Below are 16,278 nucleotides of genomic sequence, written 5' to 3' on the forward strand. Positions count from 1 at the left end.
CCGCCCTCACCCTTTCACGCCGGACGAAATCATGATGGCTTCCGTCACGCGTCGCTGGAAGATGATGTAGGCGACGATGACCGGCAGCGCCGCCAGCATGGCAATCGCCATCAGGCGTGCATAAACGATGCCGAAGGTGTCGTTGACCTGCGTGATGCCGACGGGGATCGTCATCATGTTTTCGGACGTGATGACGAGGAAAGGCCAGAAGAAGGCATTCCACACCGTAATGAAGGTCACGATCGCCATGGCGGTCGTAATGCCCCAGTTCAGCGGCAGAAACACCTTGAACAGGATCGTGTATTCGCCGCCACCATCCAGAACCACCGCCTCCCGCATCTCCTTGGGCACGCTGTCGAAGAACTGCTTGTAGACGATGATGACGATTGGCGTGATCAGCTGCGGCAGGATGATGCCCGCCCAGGTATTGATGAGGTTGAGGTTCTTCATCAGGATGAACTGTGTCACGACAAGCGTCTGCGCGGGCACCATGAAACTCGCGAGCACGATGCCATAGAGCAGTCGCCGTCCCGGAAAGCGGATCTGCGATAGCGCATAGGCGCATAACATCGAAATGATGAGCACAGAGACCGTGACGATCGCGGCAGTGCCAATGGAATTCACGTACCAGGTCAACAGCCGCGTATTGAAGATGGCATTCACATAGGCACCAAGCTGGAACTCATCAGGCAGTAGCGACGTGTTGCCCGCAACATTCTCGTCCGAGCGCAACGACGTCACGAACCCCCAGTAAAGCGGGAAAATCCATACCAGTGCTGCCGAAAATGTCAGCAGGGTCAGGACGACGTTCTCAAGTCTTTTGGTCAGGCTCATGAATTCCTCCGGATGCGTAGCAACTGGAACTGGAGAACGGATACGATGACGATCAACAGGAAGAGCACGGTCGCCACGGCCGATGCATAACCGCCATTGTTCATCTGGAAGGCTTCCCGGTAGACCTTGAGGAGAAGCACGAAACTGGAATTGAAGGGTCCGCCGCCGCTCAAGAGGTAGATCTGGTCGAATATCTTCAGTTGCAGGATCAATTGCAGCGTCAGGATCAGCGCGGTCACCGGCCACAGAAGCGGCCATGTGACGCGCCGAAACTTTTGCCATGTCGTTGCGCCATCAAGAGCTGCGGCCTCATAAAGCTCGGTCGGAATGTTTCGCAAGCCGGCAATGAAGAGCAGAACGTTAAAACCGTTCGTCCACCAGATGGTGACGACAGCGACCATCGGCATGACCCAATTGGGGTTCTTGAAAACCGCGACGGGTTTGCCCGCCAGCAACGAAATGACCGGTTGGAGAATGCCGAACTGCAGGTCGAGCATCCAGGCCCAGATCTCAGTGACGACCGAAACCGGCAGGACATAAGGCAGGAAAAACAGGCTCATGGCGATTGTCTGCTTGATGCCGGACAATCGGCTGACCGCAAGCGCAATCAACAGGGCGATGAGCGTTGTTGGCACCACCGTCAGCAGCACGAAATAGCCGTTATTCTTGAGCGAGGTGACGAACAGGCGGTCGCTCAGCAATTTTATGTAGTTCTGCAGGCCGACCCAGTTGCCGTCGCCGATAAGCGGCGCATCCGTGAAGCTGATGCGTATCATCTCGATCAGGGGGTAAAGAAAGAACGTGGCGAAGACCACGATGAATGGCGTCACCATCGACAGTGCGATCAGCGACTTCTTGCGCCGGTTTTCAATCATAGCCATGGAATGCCTCCGGGACCTCCCGCATTGCACGCTGCCCTCCGGCTGACAGCCAGAGGGCAGTCTCGGATTACTTGAGCTTGCCCTGAAGCTCGGACTTGATCTGCTCGACCGCATCCGCGCCGCTCATGTAGCCCTGGATGGCCGGAGCGATGATATTAAGCGCCGCATCGTAAGCGGGTGAGGCAACTCCGGTAATCGTGGTCTTCGGATCGAACACTGCCGCCTCCGCCAGCGAGGCATATGTGGCATTCGGCTGCATCGCCTTGTATTCGCTGCTTTCGGTGATCGATTTATAGGCCGGAATATGCCCCGCATCGGCCCAGCTGATGGCGTGTTTTTCCATCCAGCCAATAACCGTCATGACAGCGGCGCGTTTCTCGCCGGAAACAGTCTTGTCACCCTGGTTGGGGATCGCAAAGGCGTGCGAATCCGCCCAGGTGGCGCGCTTGCCCATGAAAGGCGGAACTTCCACAGCGCTCCATTTGAAGCCGAGCTTGCCGTTCTTTTCCAGATCCTTGTAGGTCGGAACTTCCCAGACGCCATTAAGCTGGAAGGCAGATTTGCCAGCGGAGAAGAGAGCAACGGACGCCGGATATTCCGCCTGCTCGGGCGCCCATCCGTTTTCCCGCCATTTCGACATGGTATCGATCGCCTTGGCAGCCTTTTCCGCATTGTCGCCGGCAAGCACCTCGTTATTGGTGACCAGTTCGCCGCCCTGTTGTGAGAACAGTGTATAAAAGACACGCCAGACACCGGCTTCGCCACCCGACTGATAGGTAACCGGCGTCTGAACGCCCTTGTCCTTCGCCCAGGCCAGCGCCTTTTCGAAATCCTCCATCGTCTTGATACCGTTCAACTTACCCTCGGCATCGAGATAGGGAGACCCTTTCAGAAGATCGGCGTTGTAGTAGAGAATAAGGGCATGGATATCAAACGGCACCGCATAAAGCTTGCCGTCATGGGTTGCTGCCTCGACGGGTGCGCTGAAAAAGTCGCCGGTCTTCAACCCGGCATCATCAAGGTCTTTTGTGGTAATTTCGCTCAATACTTTTTCATCAAGGCCGAGCGGCGCGCGCGACAGGTGATAGGTCATGACATCGGGCCCCTCACCCACGGCGGACGCCGTGCGTACCTTGGTATAGAACGGAACGCCCCACTCTAGCGTCGTTCCCTTGATCTGAATGTCAGGGTGTTCCTTGTTGAAGGCAGCAATCAGCGCTTTCATGCGCACACCGTCGCCGCCCGACAGAAAGTCCCACCAGACGATATCCTGCTTCGCCAGTGCCGGCAGGGCGCTCAGGCCCAGAACCGTACCAACAAGCAATGTCTTGATCAGTCGCATCGTTCACTCCTCCCGTTTGTTGGAAACACCCCGTTCAAGGGGCGGTCTACTACTGCATCGAAAGGCGCCTCCTCGCGCCTATCGCAACCTTTTGCCGTCGCTGCCGAAAACCATGATGTGATCGGGCGAAGCACTCAGTGAGACTGACCGGCCATCCAGCCGCTCGCGCGAGCCCTGCCGCTGCACGACAAGTTCTTTCCCGGCACGCGTTCGGGTATAGAGATAGGAAAGGTCGCCAAGCTCCTCCGCCACCTCGACATTGACAGGCAAAGCACCCTCTTGCGTGATCACCAGATGCTCGGGCCTTATGCCGATTTCGACCCGCTGACCGGGGGAAACCGGATGCGAAAGCCGGGCTTCGAGGTGCTTTTCACCACCTTCAGGCGTAAGCGTCACGATACCGTCCCGCTGCCCGACGATGTCGGCAGCAAGGAAATTCATCGCGGGCGATCCGATGAAGCCAGCGACGAAACGATTGTCCGGATCGTCGTAAAGGGTGAGCGGCGCGCCGGCCTGTTGCACGATGCCGCCCTTCAGCACGAAAATCTTGTCCGCAAGCGTCATGGCCTCCACCTGGTCATGCGTGACGTAGATCATCGTGGCGCCGAGCTTGCGGTGAAGCCGGGTCAGTTCCAGCCGCATCTGCACGCGCAGTTCCGCATCCAGGTTCGACAGGGGTTCATCGAAGAGAAACACCTTCGGCTGTCGCACGATCGCGCGGCCTATGGCCACGCGCTGCCTCTGGCCGCCGGAAAGCTGCGATGGCTTCTTGTGCAGATTGTCCTCGAGCTGGAGGATGCGGGCAGCTTCCCCCACTCTCTCATTCACCTCCGCTTTCGGCCGGCGGGCGAGACGCAGGCTGAAAGCCATGTTCTCGAACACCGTCAGATGCGGGTAAAGCGCATAATTCTGGAAGACCATGGCAACGCCGCGATCCGCCGGCTCGACAGCGGTGACGTCGCGCTCGTCGATGGCGATGTGACCGCCGCTGGTTTCCTCAAGACCGGCGATCATGCGCAACAGGGTGGATTTTCCGCAACCGGATGGCCCCACGAAAACCGCGAAGCTGCCCGTCGGAATCTCCATCGAAACGTCCCGGATGGCTGCAAAGGAGCCGAAGGACTTGGCGATATTGCTGAGACGGACACCCATCACCGCCTCACTGAACCTTCACGCGCAGAACATGATAGGACAGCGCCGGCACAGAGCCTTTGAGCGCCCCATCCTCGACACCAATGCCGCTGCCCGGCACCGGCACGACGCGGTCGGGTTGATCCGGACCGTTGCCGATCCTCAGATCATATCCCGCCATGGAAAGATGCAGGCTGAGTGACACAGGCGAAAAGCCGGTGAGACCGACATTGAGCTCTGCTGCTTCGGTCAGATGACGATTGAGGACAAACAGCGTCACCACGCCCTCGTCCTCATCAAACACGCCGGCGACATCGAGATATTTGACGTCATCGGCCGCGTTGCAATCGTAGGTCGGGCAATCGACGGCAATGTTCAGTGCAACGCCACGACCATAAAGCGAGGCGAACTGATAGGGATAATAGATGGTCTGGCGCCATGCCGGTCCGTTCTTTTCAGCGCGAATGGGGGCGATGACATTGACGAGCTGGGCAATGCAGGCGATGCGCACCCTGTCCGAGCGACGGATGAACTCGTTGAGCAACCCGGCCACGAAGAGAGCATCCTCGAAATTGTAGGTCTCCTCCAGAAGTGCAGGCGCTTCCGGCCAGTCCCAGCTCTTGATGCGTTTACCGTCGTCTTCGCGGATATGGTACCAGACATTCCACTCGTCGAAGCAGATGGAGACATCGTTCTTGGCGCGCTTCTTGGCTTTCACGTAATCGATGACACCGGCGATAGTCTGAATGTAACGCCCTGTTTCTTCGATCTTGCCGAAGTAATTCAGCGTGTCGCGGCTGTTATTGCCGAAATATTTATGCAGCGAGATGTGGTCCACATTCTCGTAGCATTCTTCCAGCACCTCGCGCTCCCATTCGGGATAGGTCGGCATGCCGTCGTTGGAACTTCCGCAGACGATTGCCTCGATGGTGGGGTCGAAACCCTTGAAGGCTTTCGCGGTTTCGTTTGCCAGCCGGCCATACTCCACCGCCGTCTTGTGGCCAATCTGCCAGGGGCCGTCCATCTCGTTGCCGAGGCACCACATCTTCACGCCATGCGGCTTTTCGGCGCCATGGCTGCGGCGAAGGTCGCTAAGCTCGGTGCCGCCGGGGAAATTCACGTATTCGAGAAAGTTGCGGGCATCATCCAGACCACGGGAACCGAGGTTGACGGCGAGCATCATCTCGATGCCTGCCATCGACGCCCAGTCTGCGAACTCGTTGACGCCGATCTGGTTGGTTTCCTTGGAGCGCCATGCAAGATCAAGCCGCACGGGCCGTTTGTCACGGGGGCCGATGCCGTCTTCCCAGCGATAGGCCGAAACGAAGTTGCCGCCGGGATAACGGATCGCCGGAATCTTCAGATCCTGCACGAATTTCAGCACATCCTTGCGAAAACCGTTTTCATCCGCCTGCGGATGGCCGGGCTCGTAAATCCCGCCATAGATCGCCCGCCCCATATGTTCGATGAAGGCGGAATATAGGCGATCGTCGATACGCCCAATCCGGAAGTCCCGGTGGACTGAAACCCGCGCTTTCATAGGCTCTCCTCCCATGCGCATTTATATCTTAAAATATGATATAAACCATATTTCATAATATAGTTGCCAATGGAAGCCGCGCCTGTCAACCGCGAAAATCATACTTTATGAAATTGGCCCGATCAGTCTGCGGTGCGCAGACGCAATACGATGTCCTGATCGTAATTCCCAAAACCCCGGCCGAAGATGTTGAGCCCGCCCGGATGCTTTGCATCCGCCTTTACCTCGATCCGCAAGCGGATTGAGCGGTGGCTGGACAGATCTATATCCGCAAGCGTCACATCGGAAATGCGCGTACCATCGACATAGGTTCCCTGGGCAGTAATGCGCCAGGTTTTGAGCATTCCATACTGCGAGCCGGACAGTTTCCACCAGTCGGGCGTAAACGTACCCCGCTTGTCGCCGAAATCGCCGGGCGAGGTCCAGACCCCGATCTCCTTGCCGTTGACGGAGAGGGTAATGTCTGACGGCCAGTTGCTGTGCGTTCCTGGCACCTCGGAACTGACCTCCATCGAAAACTCGACTTCCTCGACGTTTCGGCCCTGAATCTTGGCATTATTGGGGAATTGATACTCGACGTGACCCGATGTGAACCACAAAAGTGCAGTCTTCATGCGGTCGGGATCCATGAAGGTATCAGGGACATCCAGAAGTCCGATAATGCCCTCCGGCGAACAGATGCCGCAAGGCGCCGTCACCGAACTCTGCGTATAGAGGCCGAGCGGCATGGCGACGGCAATGTAGTTGGATACAGCCGGCGTCTCGGGGCTTCGAAACGAAACGATAAGCTCGTCGCAGGTCGCAAAACAGATTTTCTGGCTGCCCTTGCGCGCCTTGCGCGTTTCGGTTCGCAGCAGCCCCGCCTCTTCAAGAACGGTCACACCGGCCGACACGGTGGACTGGGGAAGGTCCAGCCTCTGCGCGATCTCGTTGACATTGAGACCGTTGGCCTCGTGCAGCAGCTTCAATATCTGCACACGGATCAGCGACGCCGCCGCCTTCAAAACATCGAATTCTTTTTCAGCGTCAATAAGTAGGAAATTGGGAGCCATTGTCTAATCTTCAGATTTAGCGATCTAGATCAGAATTTCTGGCTTAAATATTTTATGCTGTCCAGCATTGTTTGTCGGGTCGATATATTCAAAGTCAGGCACGCAAGGAATGATTGCGAATGGAGGCAGCGCAGGCGGTTTCGATACCGCATGCGCTGCCTCTTTTTCCTTACCCGCGCTTGCGCAACGTGCGGGTGCCGGTATCGACAAGATTCTGCGCTGCCTCATCCACAGTGGCGCGGCCAAAGGCGAGTGAGTCGGCAATCGGACGCATTACCCCACGGTCGAACTCATTGGCGCCGATGGGGGCAGGCTCAGGATAGGTATCGAGCTTGCCGGACAGGCTCTCGATGTAATCCACCGTCTTGCGTTCGGTCTCGTTGAGGCTTGGCAACACAGCTTCGCGCACCTTCTTCGCCGGCGGCACGCCGCGTTCGACGCCGAGAACCTTGCCCGCTTCCAGATCATTGACGAAGAAGTTGATGAACTTCGCAGCAGCTTCCGGAGTGGTGGAGGTGGACGAAATGCACCAGATAAGCCCCGGCCGGTAATAATGCCCGGTCGGTTTTCCCGCCCCCTCGCCCGGCAGCATGCCAATGGACAGGGTCTTCTTGTTGAGCGCCTGGTAACCGACAAGCTGGTTGGAATAGGCAAAGCCGATTGCGGAATTGCCAAGAGTCAGCGCGTTGGATTCGATGGTATTGTCATCGCGCGTCTGGATATCGGCAGAGACGCAAAGCTTGTTCTCGCGCAGATCCTCCCAATAGGCGAACCATTCCTTGGCATCTTCCTTGTTGAAACCGATGGTGCCGTCCTGGAACAGGAGCTTGCCGCGCTGGCGCAGCCAGACATCGAAGACGTAGTGATAACGGGCGCCATAGGGCACCGCCCAATAATTGCGCCGCGCCGGAGCGTTCTTCTTGAAATCGCGCGCCAGTTCCGCCAGCGCCTTCCAGGTGATCTGCTCCTTCGGCACGGAGACGCCGGCCTCCTTCAGCGTCTCTGCATCATACATCATGCAGAACGAATTCAGCCCGAGACCGACGCCGTAAAGCTTGCCGTCGATGCGGCAAAGATCGACTTCGCTTTTGCCGAAATTGGAAAGATCAAGCGACGAGCCGACAAACTGGTCAAGTTCCATGCAGGCGCCACGGCCGGAATAATCGGCAATGGTGGAAGGCTCGAGCTGAAAGATATCGGCGACGTTACGTCCCGCCATGGACGTCGCAAGCTTGGTCCAATAGTCGGAACCGGCGATCATCTCGCCGCTGATTACCGTTTGTGGATCTGCCTTCTGGTAGAGGGCAATCACATCATTGGTGCGCTTGTTGCGGTCAGCCGAACCCCACCATACGCAACGAAGCCGGGTTTCGGCCGCCATCGCGCGGAAACCGCCCGCCGCCGCGCCAAGACCTGCCAGTGCCGCCGTCACCAAAAATCCACGTCTATCGATAGTTTGCATCTGCTCCTCCCGCGTTTTGCAAATTTCTCACTTATCACTTAAATTCTTGCAAATTTTCATTATTTGCAATATTTGCATCATAATAGAATTTTTTGCAAGCGCAGGAGAAGACATGAACGATACGCCCGACATCAGCCGCCCGCGCCAGTCGGATATCGCCCAGCGTGCAGGGGTTTCCATCAGCACGGTCTCACGGGTTCTCGCCGGGGAAAAAGGCATCAGCGCATCGATCCAGACCAAGGTTCTTGGCGTGGCGGCGGAACTTGGTTATCCGCTGCGGCCAGTCACCAGCCAGACCGGCGGCATCTCGCTGGAGGGCAAGAAAATCCTCGCCCTCATGTCCGCCGAACGAGCGACCGGCGATATCGGCGCCTTTTATCACGATATTTTCGACATGCTGCGCAGCCTTGCCCAGACAGAGGGTTTCGAACTCGATATCCGGCTGCTGCACCAGAGGCAGATCGACGACGCCCTTACACAGCGGGTCTGCGAGGTCGATGGCCTTCTCGCCATTGGTCTTGACCCCGAAGAGGAGATCATCCACCGCATCACGCAGGGTGTGCTGCAACCGGTTCTCGTCAATAGCGCCGATCCCTCGATGATGCTGGATTGCGTCTCGCCCTCCAATTTTTACGGCGGGGCGATGGCAGCGCGGCGGCTGCTGGAACTTGGGCACCGCAAGGTCGCCTATATAGGTCCGCAACACCGTCACACCATAAGAGAGCGCATGCGGGGCTTTCGGCAGGTTATCATCGAGGAAGAGGGTGCGACCTATGAGGAGTTTCTGCTTTCCACGGCGGATAGCGGCTTCGGGCAGGCCGGTGATGCGGTTCGTCAGCTGCTGGCCAAAAACCCCGATCTGACCGGCATTTTCTGCATGAACGATGCGATCGCGCTCGGCGCGCTGGGAGCAGCACAAGAGCTTGGCCTCGGGGTACCGGACGATCTTTCCATCATCGGCTTCGACGACCTGCCCTTCGCCGAACTTTCCACTCCCCGGCTCAGCACAATCCGGGTAGACCGCCGCGAGATTGCCCGCGAGGCGGTGGAGCTGATGCGCCGCCGGCTGGCGGAGCCATCGGCCAATGCCCGGCAGGTTCAGCTGGGTGTACAGCTTGTGGAAGGACAGACCGCCGGTCGAGCAAAAAAGACGGGAAAGGCGGCGCGCGATGCATGAGCCAGCAAACCATGATCCAATGACCAACTTCAATCCGCTTTACGGCAATTCACTCAAGACCCGCGCCGACGTCAGACGGGCATTGGACGACAGTTTCGCACCGCTGCTTCCCTATTTCTCAGAGAGCGGCGCAAGAGTGACGTTAAGCGGCACCGCCGCGCATTTTGACCGGGCAGCGGCCGATCTGGAAGGATTTGCGCGACCACTCTGGGGCATCGCGCCGCTTGCGCTCAGCGGCGATGCCTTCGCCCATTGGCCGCTTCTGGCCAGAGGCATCGCCAATGGCACCGATCCCGCCCATGCCGATTACTGGGGCGACGTGCGGCAGAAGGATCAGCGGCTGGTGGAACTGGCCGCCCTCGGCTTTGCGCTTCGGCTTGCGCCGCAACATCTGTGGGAACCCTTGTCCGAAGCGCAAAAGGCGAATGTGCGCCATTATCTTCTGGCGGCGCGCGAGCGCATCTATGCCGACAATAACTGGAAGTTTTTCCGGGTGATGGTCGATGCGGCGCTCGATCATCTCGGTATCGAATTCGACCGGAGCCTCACCGAAACATATCTGAAAGAGCTGGACGGATTTTACATCGCCGACGGCTGGTATCGCGACGGCAACTATCGCCGCATCGACCACTACATCGCCTTCGCCATGCATTTTTACGGGCTGATCTACGCGAAAATCAGCAAACCGGATGATGCATACGCCGAACGCTACCGGGAACGTGCCCGCCTGTTTGCCGGGGATTTCGCAAGCTGGTTCGATGAGGATGGTGGCGCGCTGGCCTTTGGCCGCTCCATGACCTACCGTTTCGCCTGCGGCGGCTTCTGGGGTGCCCTCGCCTTCGCGGATGAGGAAGCGATGCCCTGGGGGGAGATCAAGGGGCTTTATCTGAAACATCTGCGCTGGTGGGCGGGAAAGCCGATTGCCGACCGCGACGGCGTGCTTTCCATCGGTTACGCCTATCCGCAACTGACCATGTCGGAAAGCTATAATTCGGCGGGTTCACCCTATTGGGCCTTCAAGGCTTTCCTGCCGCTGGCCTTGCCGGAAAGCCACCCCTTCTGGCAGGCGGAGGAAAAGCTGCCAGACACATCCACAAAACCACGGCCGCTCGTTCATCCCGGCATGGTGATGATGCGCAGTAAGAGCAACGTCACGGCGCTGACGAGTGGGCAGGAAAACCTGTCCATGCGCGGCGGGCCGGAGAAATACGCCAAATTCGCCTATTCCTCGCGTTACGCTTTCGGCGTGGAAGTGGACGAGCGCGGTTTCAAGACCAATGGTTTCGACAATATGCTGGCCTTTTCCGAAGATGGCCGCCACTACCGGGTGCGCGAAACCAACCGCACTGTGCTCTTGGCTGGCACCAATCTTCGAGCGACTTGGAACCCATTCCCCGATGTCGAGGTCGAAACGACGCTGGTTGCCGCGGGAGAGTGGCATATCCGGTTGCACCGGATTACTTCCGCGCGGCCACTTTTGGTCACCGAAGGCGGCTTTGCGATAAACCGCAACGATGGCGACCGCGATGCGGTGACCGAAGACAGCGGCCGGGCAACGGCCGATTGCGGCACCGACATATCCGCCATCATCGATCTCGGCTCCAGCGCATCCCGCCAGGGCGTGGCGTTGAAGGCGCTGCCCAATACCAATCTCATCAATGCCAAAACCACGGTGCCGCAATTGCGGGGCGACATTCCAGCGGGCAAAACCCTGCTCGCCTGCGCCGTCTTTGTGGGAGTGGCGGGACCTGAAAGCGAAACAGCTTTGGCGACAGTTCCCGCACTTCCGGACATGGAAGCGCTTGACCGCCTGTTTGTTGAGCGCGGTGTTCCCGTAAGCAGTATGGCGGCGGCGGGAGAACCGCAATGATGAGCCCGCGTCCGCGTCTCAGCCTTGCCATGGACCCGGAGCGGACGCAGCATGTGCTGACGCCACAGGCGCTTGACAAGCTGTCGCAGAGCGTCGACATCCTCGATACCCGGCCGATCTCCGATTTTCACGACCCAGCTGTGACTGCCCAGTTGGAGAGAACAGATATTCTTCTGACTGGCTGGGGTTGTCCCGAGATCGACATGCGGGAACTGGCAATGATGCCGAACCTTCGGTTGATTTCACATGCCGCCGGGACGGTGAAATACTTCCTGTCCCAGGCAGTTTTCGAACGAAACGTTACGGTGTGCAGCGCGGCCGAGGCGAATGCGCAGCCGGTCGCGGAGTTTACGCTGGCAATGATCCTGCTTTCCGGCAAGCGTACCTTCGGTTTCCGGCGCATCTACGGAGAGGATCGCGCACGGCGAAACGTCGACCGCCTGCAGTCGCAGGTAATCGGCAATCTCGGCCTGACCGTCGGCATTGTCGGGGCGTCACGCATCGGGCGTCGGGTCATCAATCTGCTGCAGCCCTTCGATCTCGATCTTATCCTTTTCGACCCGTTTTTAAGCGCGGTGGAGGCACAAAAGCTCGGTGTGCGTCTCGTATCGCTCCGCGAGCTTATGGCGGTAAGCGATGTCATTTCCCTGCACGCGCCATCCCTGCCGCAAACCCGGCATATGATCGGCGCCGACGCGCTTGCCCTGATGAAGGACGGAGCGACCTTGATCAACACGGCCCGCGGCGCGCTGGTGGACGAAGACGCTCTGCTGGCGGAACTGAAAACCGGACGCATAGAGGCCGTCATCGACGTGACCGATCCGGAGGTTCCGCCACCAGAGTCACCCTTTTACAGCCTTCCGAACGTGTTCCTGACGCCGCATATCGCCGGCGCCGTCGGCCTCGAACGCGCCCGGCTCGGCGACATGGCGATTGCCGAGATCGAACGCTTCTGCCGCGCAGAACCATTGCAACAGCAGGTACGTCCGGAACATCTGGAACTGATCGCATGAGAATTTTCGAGCCGGGCCTCTGCTCTGTCACCTTCAGGTCCATGACGCCGCAGGCCGTGATTGACCTTGCCGTCGCAAATGGCATCAAGGCGATAGAATGGGGTGCCGATATCCATGTGCCACCTGGCGACTTAGAAAACGCAAGGAATGTGGCGGCGCGTACGGTGAAAGCCGGTCTTAGCGTCTCTTCCTACGGATCCTACATCTTCGCACCGGATTTTGCGCCGGAGGATGTGACCGCAGTTCTGGAAACCGCGAAAGCGCTCGGCACCGGCCATATCCGCATCTGGCCCGGCAGCCGCAAACGCCCATCCGCGGATTATTCACCAGAGGAACGCCGTGCGGCGACCGACGCGTTGGCGGCACTTGCCCGGCGGGCAGACGACTACGGAATGACAATCGGCCTCGAATATCACCCCAATTCGCTGACCGACACGCTGACCTCGGCCTTGCAGCTCATGCAGGATTTGCCGATGCCTAACCTGTTCTTTTACTGGCAGCCAGCCCCAGGTCTACCGCTGGATGACGCCCTTGCGGAAATATCCGCGCTCGGCTCGCGCATCTGCCACCTGCACGTCTTCGCGTGGCTCACCGATGCCAGCCGCCTGCCGCTCGGCGAGCGCGCGGACTATTGGCGGTCTTGCGTTGATGCCTTGCCAGCAAGCGACTGGACTAAACCGGCTTATGCGATGCTGGAGTTCGTCAAAGGTGACAACGTCGCCCAGTTCTCGGAAGATGCGGCGGTGCTGGGCGAGATTCTCGCCCGCTCTTAGAACCGCTTGTTTTTTATCGAAAACCGACGCGGCGGACTAAAATTCGCTATCCATCACAACCGCCCGCTGCCCTCATCCCTGTATCCCCTATAGGGAACCAGCCAGCCCAAGTCTTTGGGCTGATTGATTTCCTCGCCGCGCAGACGCGTCAGCTGGACTCCTGTGACACGCACAGGAATAAGGGAAGGTCTGTTCCTCCCCCCGGTTTTTCCTCTTATATTCGCCGCCCATCTGCCCCGAACAGATGCGTCTTCGCCAGATCAAACGCAAAGGGAATGGTCTCGCCGATGCGGATATGGCGCTGGCCGTCCAGCAGCAGGGTGGCGGGCTGGCCATCTGGGGTGCTGGTATAAACCACCGTCGAGCCGCCGAGATGTTCAACGAGCTGGATGGACGCATCGCCAAGCGAGGCCGATTGCGCCTGTGGGTTTACGTGTTCGGGACGAATGCCGAAAGTGAGTGGCTCGCCTTCCTCAGCCGCGACCGGCTTTTCGAGCAGAATGCGCTGGCCGGCGACCTCAATGGTACGGTTGGAGCTGTCGCCTGAAGCCACTTTCGCGGAAAGGAAGTTCATCTTTGGCGAACCGATGAAACCCGCCACAAACTGGTTGGCCGGATTGTTGTAGAGATCAAGCGGGCGGCCAACCTGCATGATGCGGCCGTCACGCAGGACCACGATCTTGTCGGCCATCGTCATGGCCTCCACCTGGTCATGCGTCACATAGATCATGGTGCTGCCGAGCGTCTGGTGCAGCTTGGCAATTTCGACACGCATCTGCACGCGCAGTTCCGCATCGAGGTTGGACAGGGGTTCATCGAACAGAAAGATTTTCGGCTCGCGGACGATAGCCCGACCGATGGCGACACGCTGGCGCTGGCCGCCAGAAAGCGCCTTCGGCTTGCGCTGTAACAACGGACCGATCTGCAGGATATCGGCAGCTTTCTGCACGCGCGCCTCGACTTCCGGTTTCTTGTAACCCGCCGTCTCCAGCCCAAAAGCGAGGTTCTTGTAAACGCTCATATGCGGATAAAGCGCATAGGACTGGAACACCATGGCGATACCGCGCTTGGAAGCGGCTGTTTCGTTGACCCTTTCGCCATCGATGCGAAGATCACCCTCGGAGATTTCCTCCAGACCGGCGATCATGCGCAGAAGCGTGGATTTGCCACAGCCCGAGGGGCCAACGAAAACGGTGAACTCGCCCGGCTCGATCTTGAGATCGATGCCGTGGACGACCGGAAAGGCGCCGAACCGCTTGACGATTTTTTCCAGAGTAATGCTGCTTGCCATGCTGTTTCTCCCGACCGTCGCGCTGCAGACAAGGCAGCCGCGACGGTGTTGATGTTCTGCAATTCGTTTTCGGTCCCGTTTCGTCCGTTCAGCGTTTCATTCCGGTGGTAGCGATGCCTTCAATCAGCAGCCGCTGGAAGAACAGGAAGAACAGGAAGACCGGTACCAGCGACAGGTTGGACATGGCGAAAAGCGACGTCCAATCCGAGCTGCCGGTGGAATCCACGAAGGATCTGAGGCCGAGCTGCACGGTGTAGGTGTTGATGTCGTTCAGATAGATCAACGGACCGAAGAAATCGTCCCAGGTCCAGATGAAGGAAAAGATCGCGGCCGTTGCCAGAACCGGCAGAGAGAGGGGCAGCATGATCTTCCAGTAGATGCGGAAGGGCGAGCAACCGTCCATCACCGCTGCCTCATCCAGCTCACGCGGAATGCCCCGGAAGAACTGCACCATCAGGAAGATGAAGAAGGCGTCGGTTGCCAGATATTTCGGCACGATCAGCGGCAGCGACGTATTCACCCAGCCCATTTCCAGAAACAGGATATATTGCGGGATGAGCACCACGTGATAGGGCAGCATCAAGGTGCCAAGCATCAGCGCGAACCAGAAATTGCGCCCACCGAACCGCAGGCGGGCGAAAGCGAAGGCGGCAAGTGAGCAGCCAACGACGTTGCCGATGGTGGCGAGCACCGAGATGAAGAACGAGTTCCAGAAGAATTGCCCGAAACTGACCTGAAGCCCGGTCCAGCCGCGAATATAGCCGCCGAAATCAACCGACGAAGGAATGAGCGAGGAGGAACCGAACAGCTCGTCCTGCGGGCGGAACGAACCCGAAATCATCCACAGGATCGGATAAAGCATCGCAAAGGAGGCAAGGATCAGCGCCGCATGCAGCAAAACCGACATTAGCGGTGAGCGTTGCGGGCCTTGTCCCGGCCGGGGAGCGGTAACAGCGTCAGTCATCGTAATGCACCCAGTATTTCGCGCTGAGGAACGAGAAGGCCGTGAACAGCGCGATGATGATCACAAGAATCCAGGCAAGCGCCGAGGCATATCCCATGCGGAAGAAACCGAAGGCTTCCTGATAGAGATAGAGCGTGTAGAACAGCGTCGAGTTGATCGGCCCGCCCGTGCCTTCGGAAATGATGAAGGCGGGCGTGAAGGCCTTGAAGGCATCGATCGTCTGGATCACGGCGTTGAAGAAGATCACCGGCGTCAACAGCGGCAGCGTAATACGGAAGAACTGCCGCATCTTGCTCGCGCCGTCGATATCGGCGGCCTCGTACATATCCTGCGGGATTTGCCGGAGCCCTGCGAGGAAGATGATCATTGGCGAGCCGAACTGCCAGACGGACAGGATCACCAGCGTGTAGAGCGAGTAGTCCGGATTGGAAATCCAGCTCGGCCCCTCATAACCGAAAACCTGCCACAGGACCATGTTGACGAGGCCATCTGACGCGAAAAGCTGCCGCCAGAGAACAGCGATCGCCACGCTGGAACCGAGCAGCGACGGCAGATAGAAGATCGCCCGGTAAAGCGTGAGCCCCTTTATGCCGCGATTGAAGGCGAGCGCCACCAGCAGCGCAAAGATCAGCTTCAACGGCACCGAAAGCAGCACATAGGTAAAGGTGACCTGCATGGCGGCGGCGAATTTAGGGTCGGCAGTGGCGATGCGCACATAATTGGCCGCCCCCACCCAGTCCGGGGATTGAAGCAGGTCATAATTGGTGAAGGACAGATAAAGCGACACCAGCGCAGGCCCTAGGGTGAGACCGAAGAAACCGATCAGCCACGGCAGGAGAAACAGGTACGCGTGAACGTTGCGGTCCAAAAGCCGCTTCACGCCTGCCCGCTTCGGGAGAGCCGCGCCACGGCTCTCCTCCACGAGAGTTTCAGATCGAAAGGCCATCT

General features: G+C 58.5%; 14 protein-coding genes. 4 read left to right on the forward strand and 10 right to left on the reverse strand.

Annotation, left to right across the window (positions count from 1 at the left end; translation table 11 throughout):
• Positions 1 to 6: 6 nt before the first annotated feature.
• The 7 genes from AB4Z23_RS16000 to AB4Z23_RS16030 all read right to left on the reverse strand — a co-directional run bounded on the left by AB4Z23_RS16000 (position 7) and on the right by AB4Z23_RS16030 (position 8,242).
• Positions 7 to 834 (reverse strand): carbohydrate ABC transporter permease, encoded by an 828-nt coding sequence (locus tag AB4Z23_RS16000; RefSeq protein WP_112959750.1) that lies wholly within the window; start codon positions 832 to 834, stop codon positions 7 to 9.
• Positions 831 to 1,715, reverse strand: a complete 885-nt coding sequence (locus AB4Z23_RS16005) for a carbohydrate ABC transporter permease (protein ID WP_162724358.1) — start codon at positions 1,713 to 1,715, stop codon at positions 831 to 833. Before AB4Z23_RS16005 ends, AB4Z23_RS16000 begins: the two co-directional genes overlap by 4 nt.
• Positions 1,716 to 1,782: 67 nt before the next feature.
• Positions 1,783 to 3,057 carry an extracellular solute-binding protein gene (locus tag AB4Z23_RS16010; RefSeq protein ID WP_113291897.1) on the reverse strand — a complete coding sequence of 425 codons (1,275 nt, stop codon included), beginning with the start codon at positions 3,055 to 3,057 and terminating at the stop codon, positions 1,783 to 1,785.
• A 78-nt stretch (positions 3,058 to 3,135) separates the two neighbouring features.
• Positions 3,136 to 4,209 carry an ABC transporter ATP-binding protein gene (locus AB4Z23_RS16015; protein ID WP_003517841.1) on the reverse strand — a complete coding sequence of 358 codons (1,074 nt, stop codon included), beginning with the start codon at positions 4,207 to 4,209 and terminating at the stop codon, positions 3,136 to 3,138.
• A 7-nt stretch (positions 4,210 to 4,216) separates the two neighbouring features.
• Positions 4,217 to 5,728 carry an arabinosylfuranosidase ArfA gene (gene arfA, locus AB4Z23_RS16020; RefSeq protein WP_013761387.1) on the reverse strand — a complete coding sequence of 504 codons (1,512 nt, stop codon included), beginning with the start codon at positions 5,726 to 5,728 and terminating at the stop codon, positions 4,217 to 4,219.
• A 122-nt stretch (positions 5,729 to 5,850) separates the two neighbouring features.
• Positions 5,851 to 6,780, reverse strand: coding sequence for an ArsR/SmtB family transcription factor (locus AB4Z23_RS16025; protein ID WP_019566450.1), 930 nt, complete (start codon positions 6,778 to 6,780; stop codon positions 5,851 to 5,853).
• 169 nt (positions 6,781 to 6,949) lie between these two features.
• A complete protein-coding gene (locus AB4Z23_RS16030; protein ID WP_080850077.1) occupies positions 6,950 to 8,242 on the reverse strand; it encodes an ABC transporter substrate-binding protein in 1,293 nt (430 codons plus the stop codon).
• 112 nt (positions 8,243 to 8,354) lie between these two features.
• Here AB4Z23_RS16030 and AB4Z23_RS16035 point away from each other — a divergent pair, with 112 nt between their 5' ends.
• The 4 genes from AB4Z23_RS16035 to AB4Z23_RS16050 are packed head-to-tail and all read left to right on the forward strand — an operon-like array spanning position 8,355 to position 13,075.
• The gene (locus AB4Z23_RS16035; RefSeq protein ID WP_003517845.1) at positions 8,355 to 9,419 is read left to right on the forward strand and encodes a LacI family DNA-binding transcriptional regulator; all 1,065 of its coding nucleotides are present in this window, start codon (positions 8,355 to 8,357) and stop codon (positions 9,417 to 9,419) included.
• Positions 9,412 to 11,289, forward strand: coding sequence for a DUF2264 domain-containing protein (locus AB4Z23_RS16040; protein WP_113291896.1), 1,878 nt, complete (start codon positions 9,412 to 9,414; stop codon positions 11,287 to 11,289). The genes AB4Z23_RS16035 and AB4Z23_RS16040 overlap by 8 nt, the downstream gene beginning before the upstream one ends.
• A complete protein-coding gene (locus tag AB4Z23_RS16045) occupies positions 11,286 to 12,302 on the forward strand; it encodes a hydroxyacid dehydrogenase (protein ID WP_112959753.1) in 1,017 nt (338 codons plus the stop codon). The genes AB4Z23_RS16040 and AB4Z23_RS16045 overlap by 4 nt, the downstream gene beginning before the upstream one ends.
• Positions 12,299 to 13,075, forward strand: a complete 777-nt coding sequence (locus AB4Z23_RS16050; RefSeq protein WP_080850074.1) for a sugar phosphate isomerase/epimerase family protein — start codon at positions 12,299 to 12,301, stop codon at positions 13,073 to 13,075. The genes AB4Z23_RS16045 and AB4Z23_RS16050 overlap by 4 nt, the downstream gene beginning before the upstream one ends.
• A 214-nt stretch (positions 13,076 to 13,289) precedes the next feature.
• Here AB4Z23_RS16050 and AB4Z23_RS16055 read toward each other — a convergent pair whose 3' ends face one another.
• From AB4Z23_RS16055 to AB4Z23_RS16065, 3 genes are all read right to left on the reverse strand, one after another.
• Entirely contained in the window at positions 13,290 to 14,366 is a 1,077-nt protein-coding gene (locus AB4Z23_RS16055) for an ABC transporter ATP-binding protein (protein ID WP_003517850.1), read from the reverse strand.
• Between the two features lie 88 nt (positions 14,367 to 14,454).
• Entirely contained in the window at positions 14,455 to 15,330 is an 876-nt protein-coding gene (locus tag AB4Z23_RS16060; protein ID WP_013761392.1) for a carbohydrate ABC transporter permease, read from the reverse strand.
• On the reverse strand, positions 15,323 to 16,276 hold the full coding sequence (locus AB4Z23_RS16065; protein ID WP_003517854.1) for a carbohydrate ABC transporter permease: 954 nt from the start codon (positions 16,274 to 16,276) through the stop codon (positions 15,323 to 15,325). Before AB4Z23_RS16065 ends, AB4Z23_RS16060 begins: the two co-directional genes overlap by 8 nt.
• Between the last annotated feature and the right edge of the window lie 2 nt (positions 16,277 to 16,278).

Origin of the sequence: Agrobacterium sp. MCAB5, assembly GCF_052114365.1 — a bacterium.
GTDB classification, from domain to species: domain Bacteria; phylum Pseudomonadota; class Alphaproteobacteria; order Rhizobiales; family Rhizobiaceae; genus Agrobacterium; species Agrobacterium tumefaciens.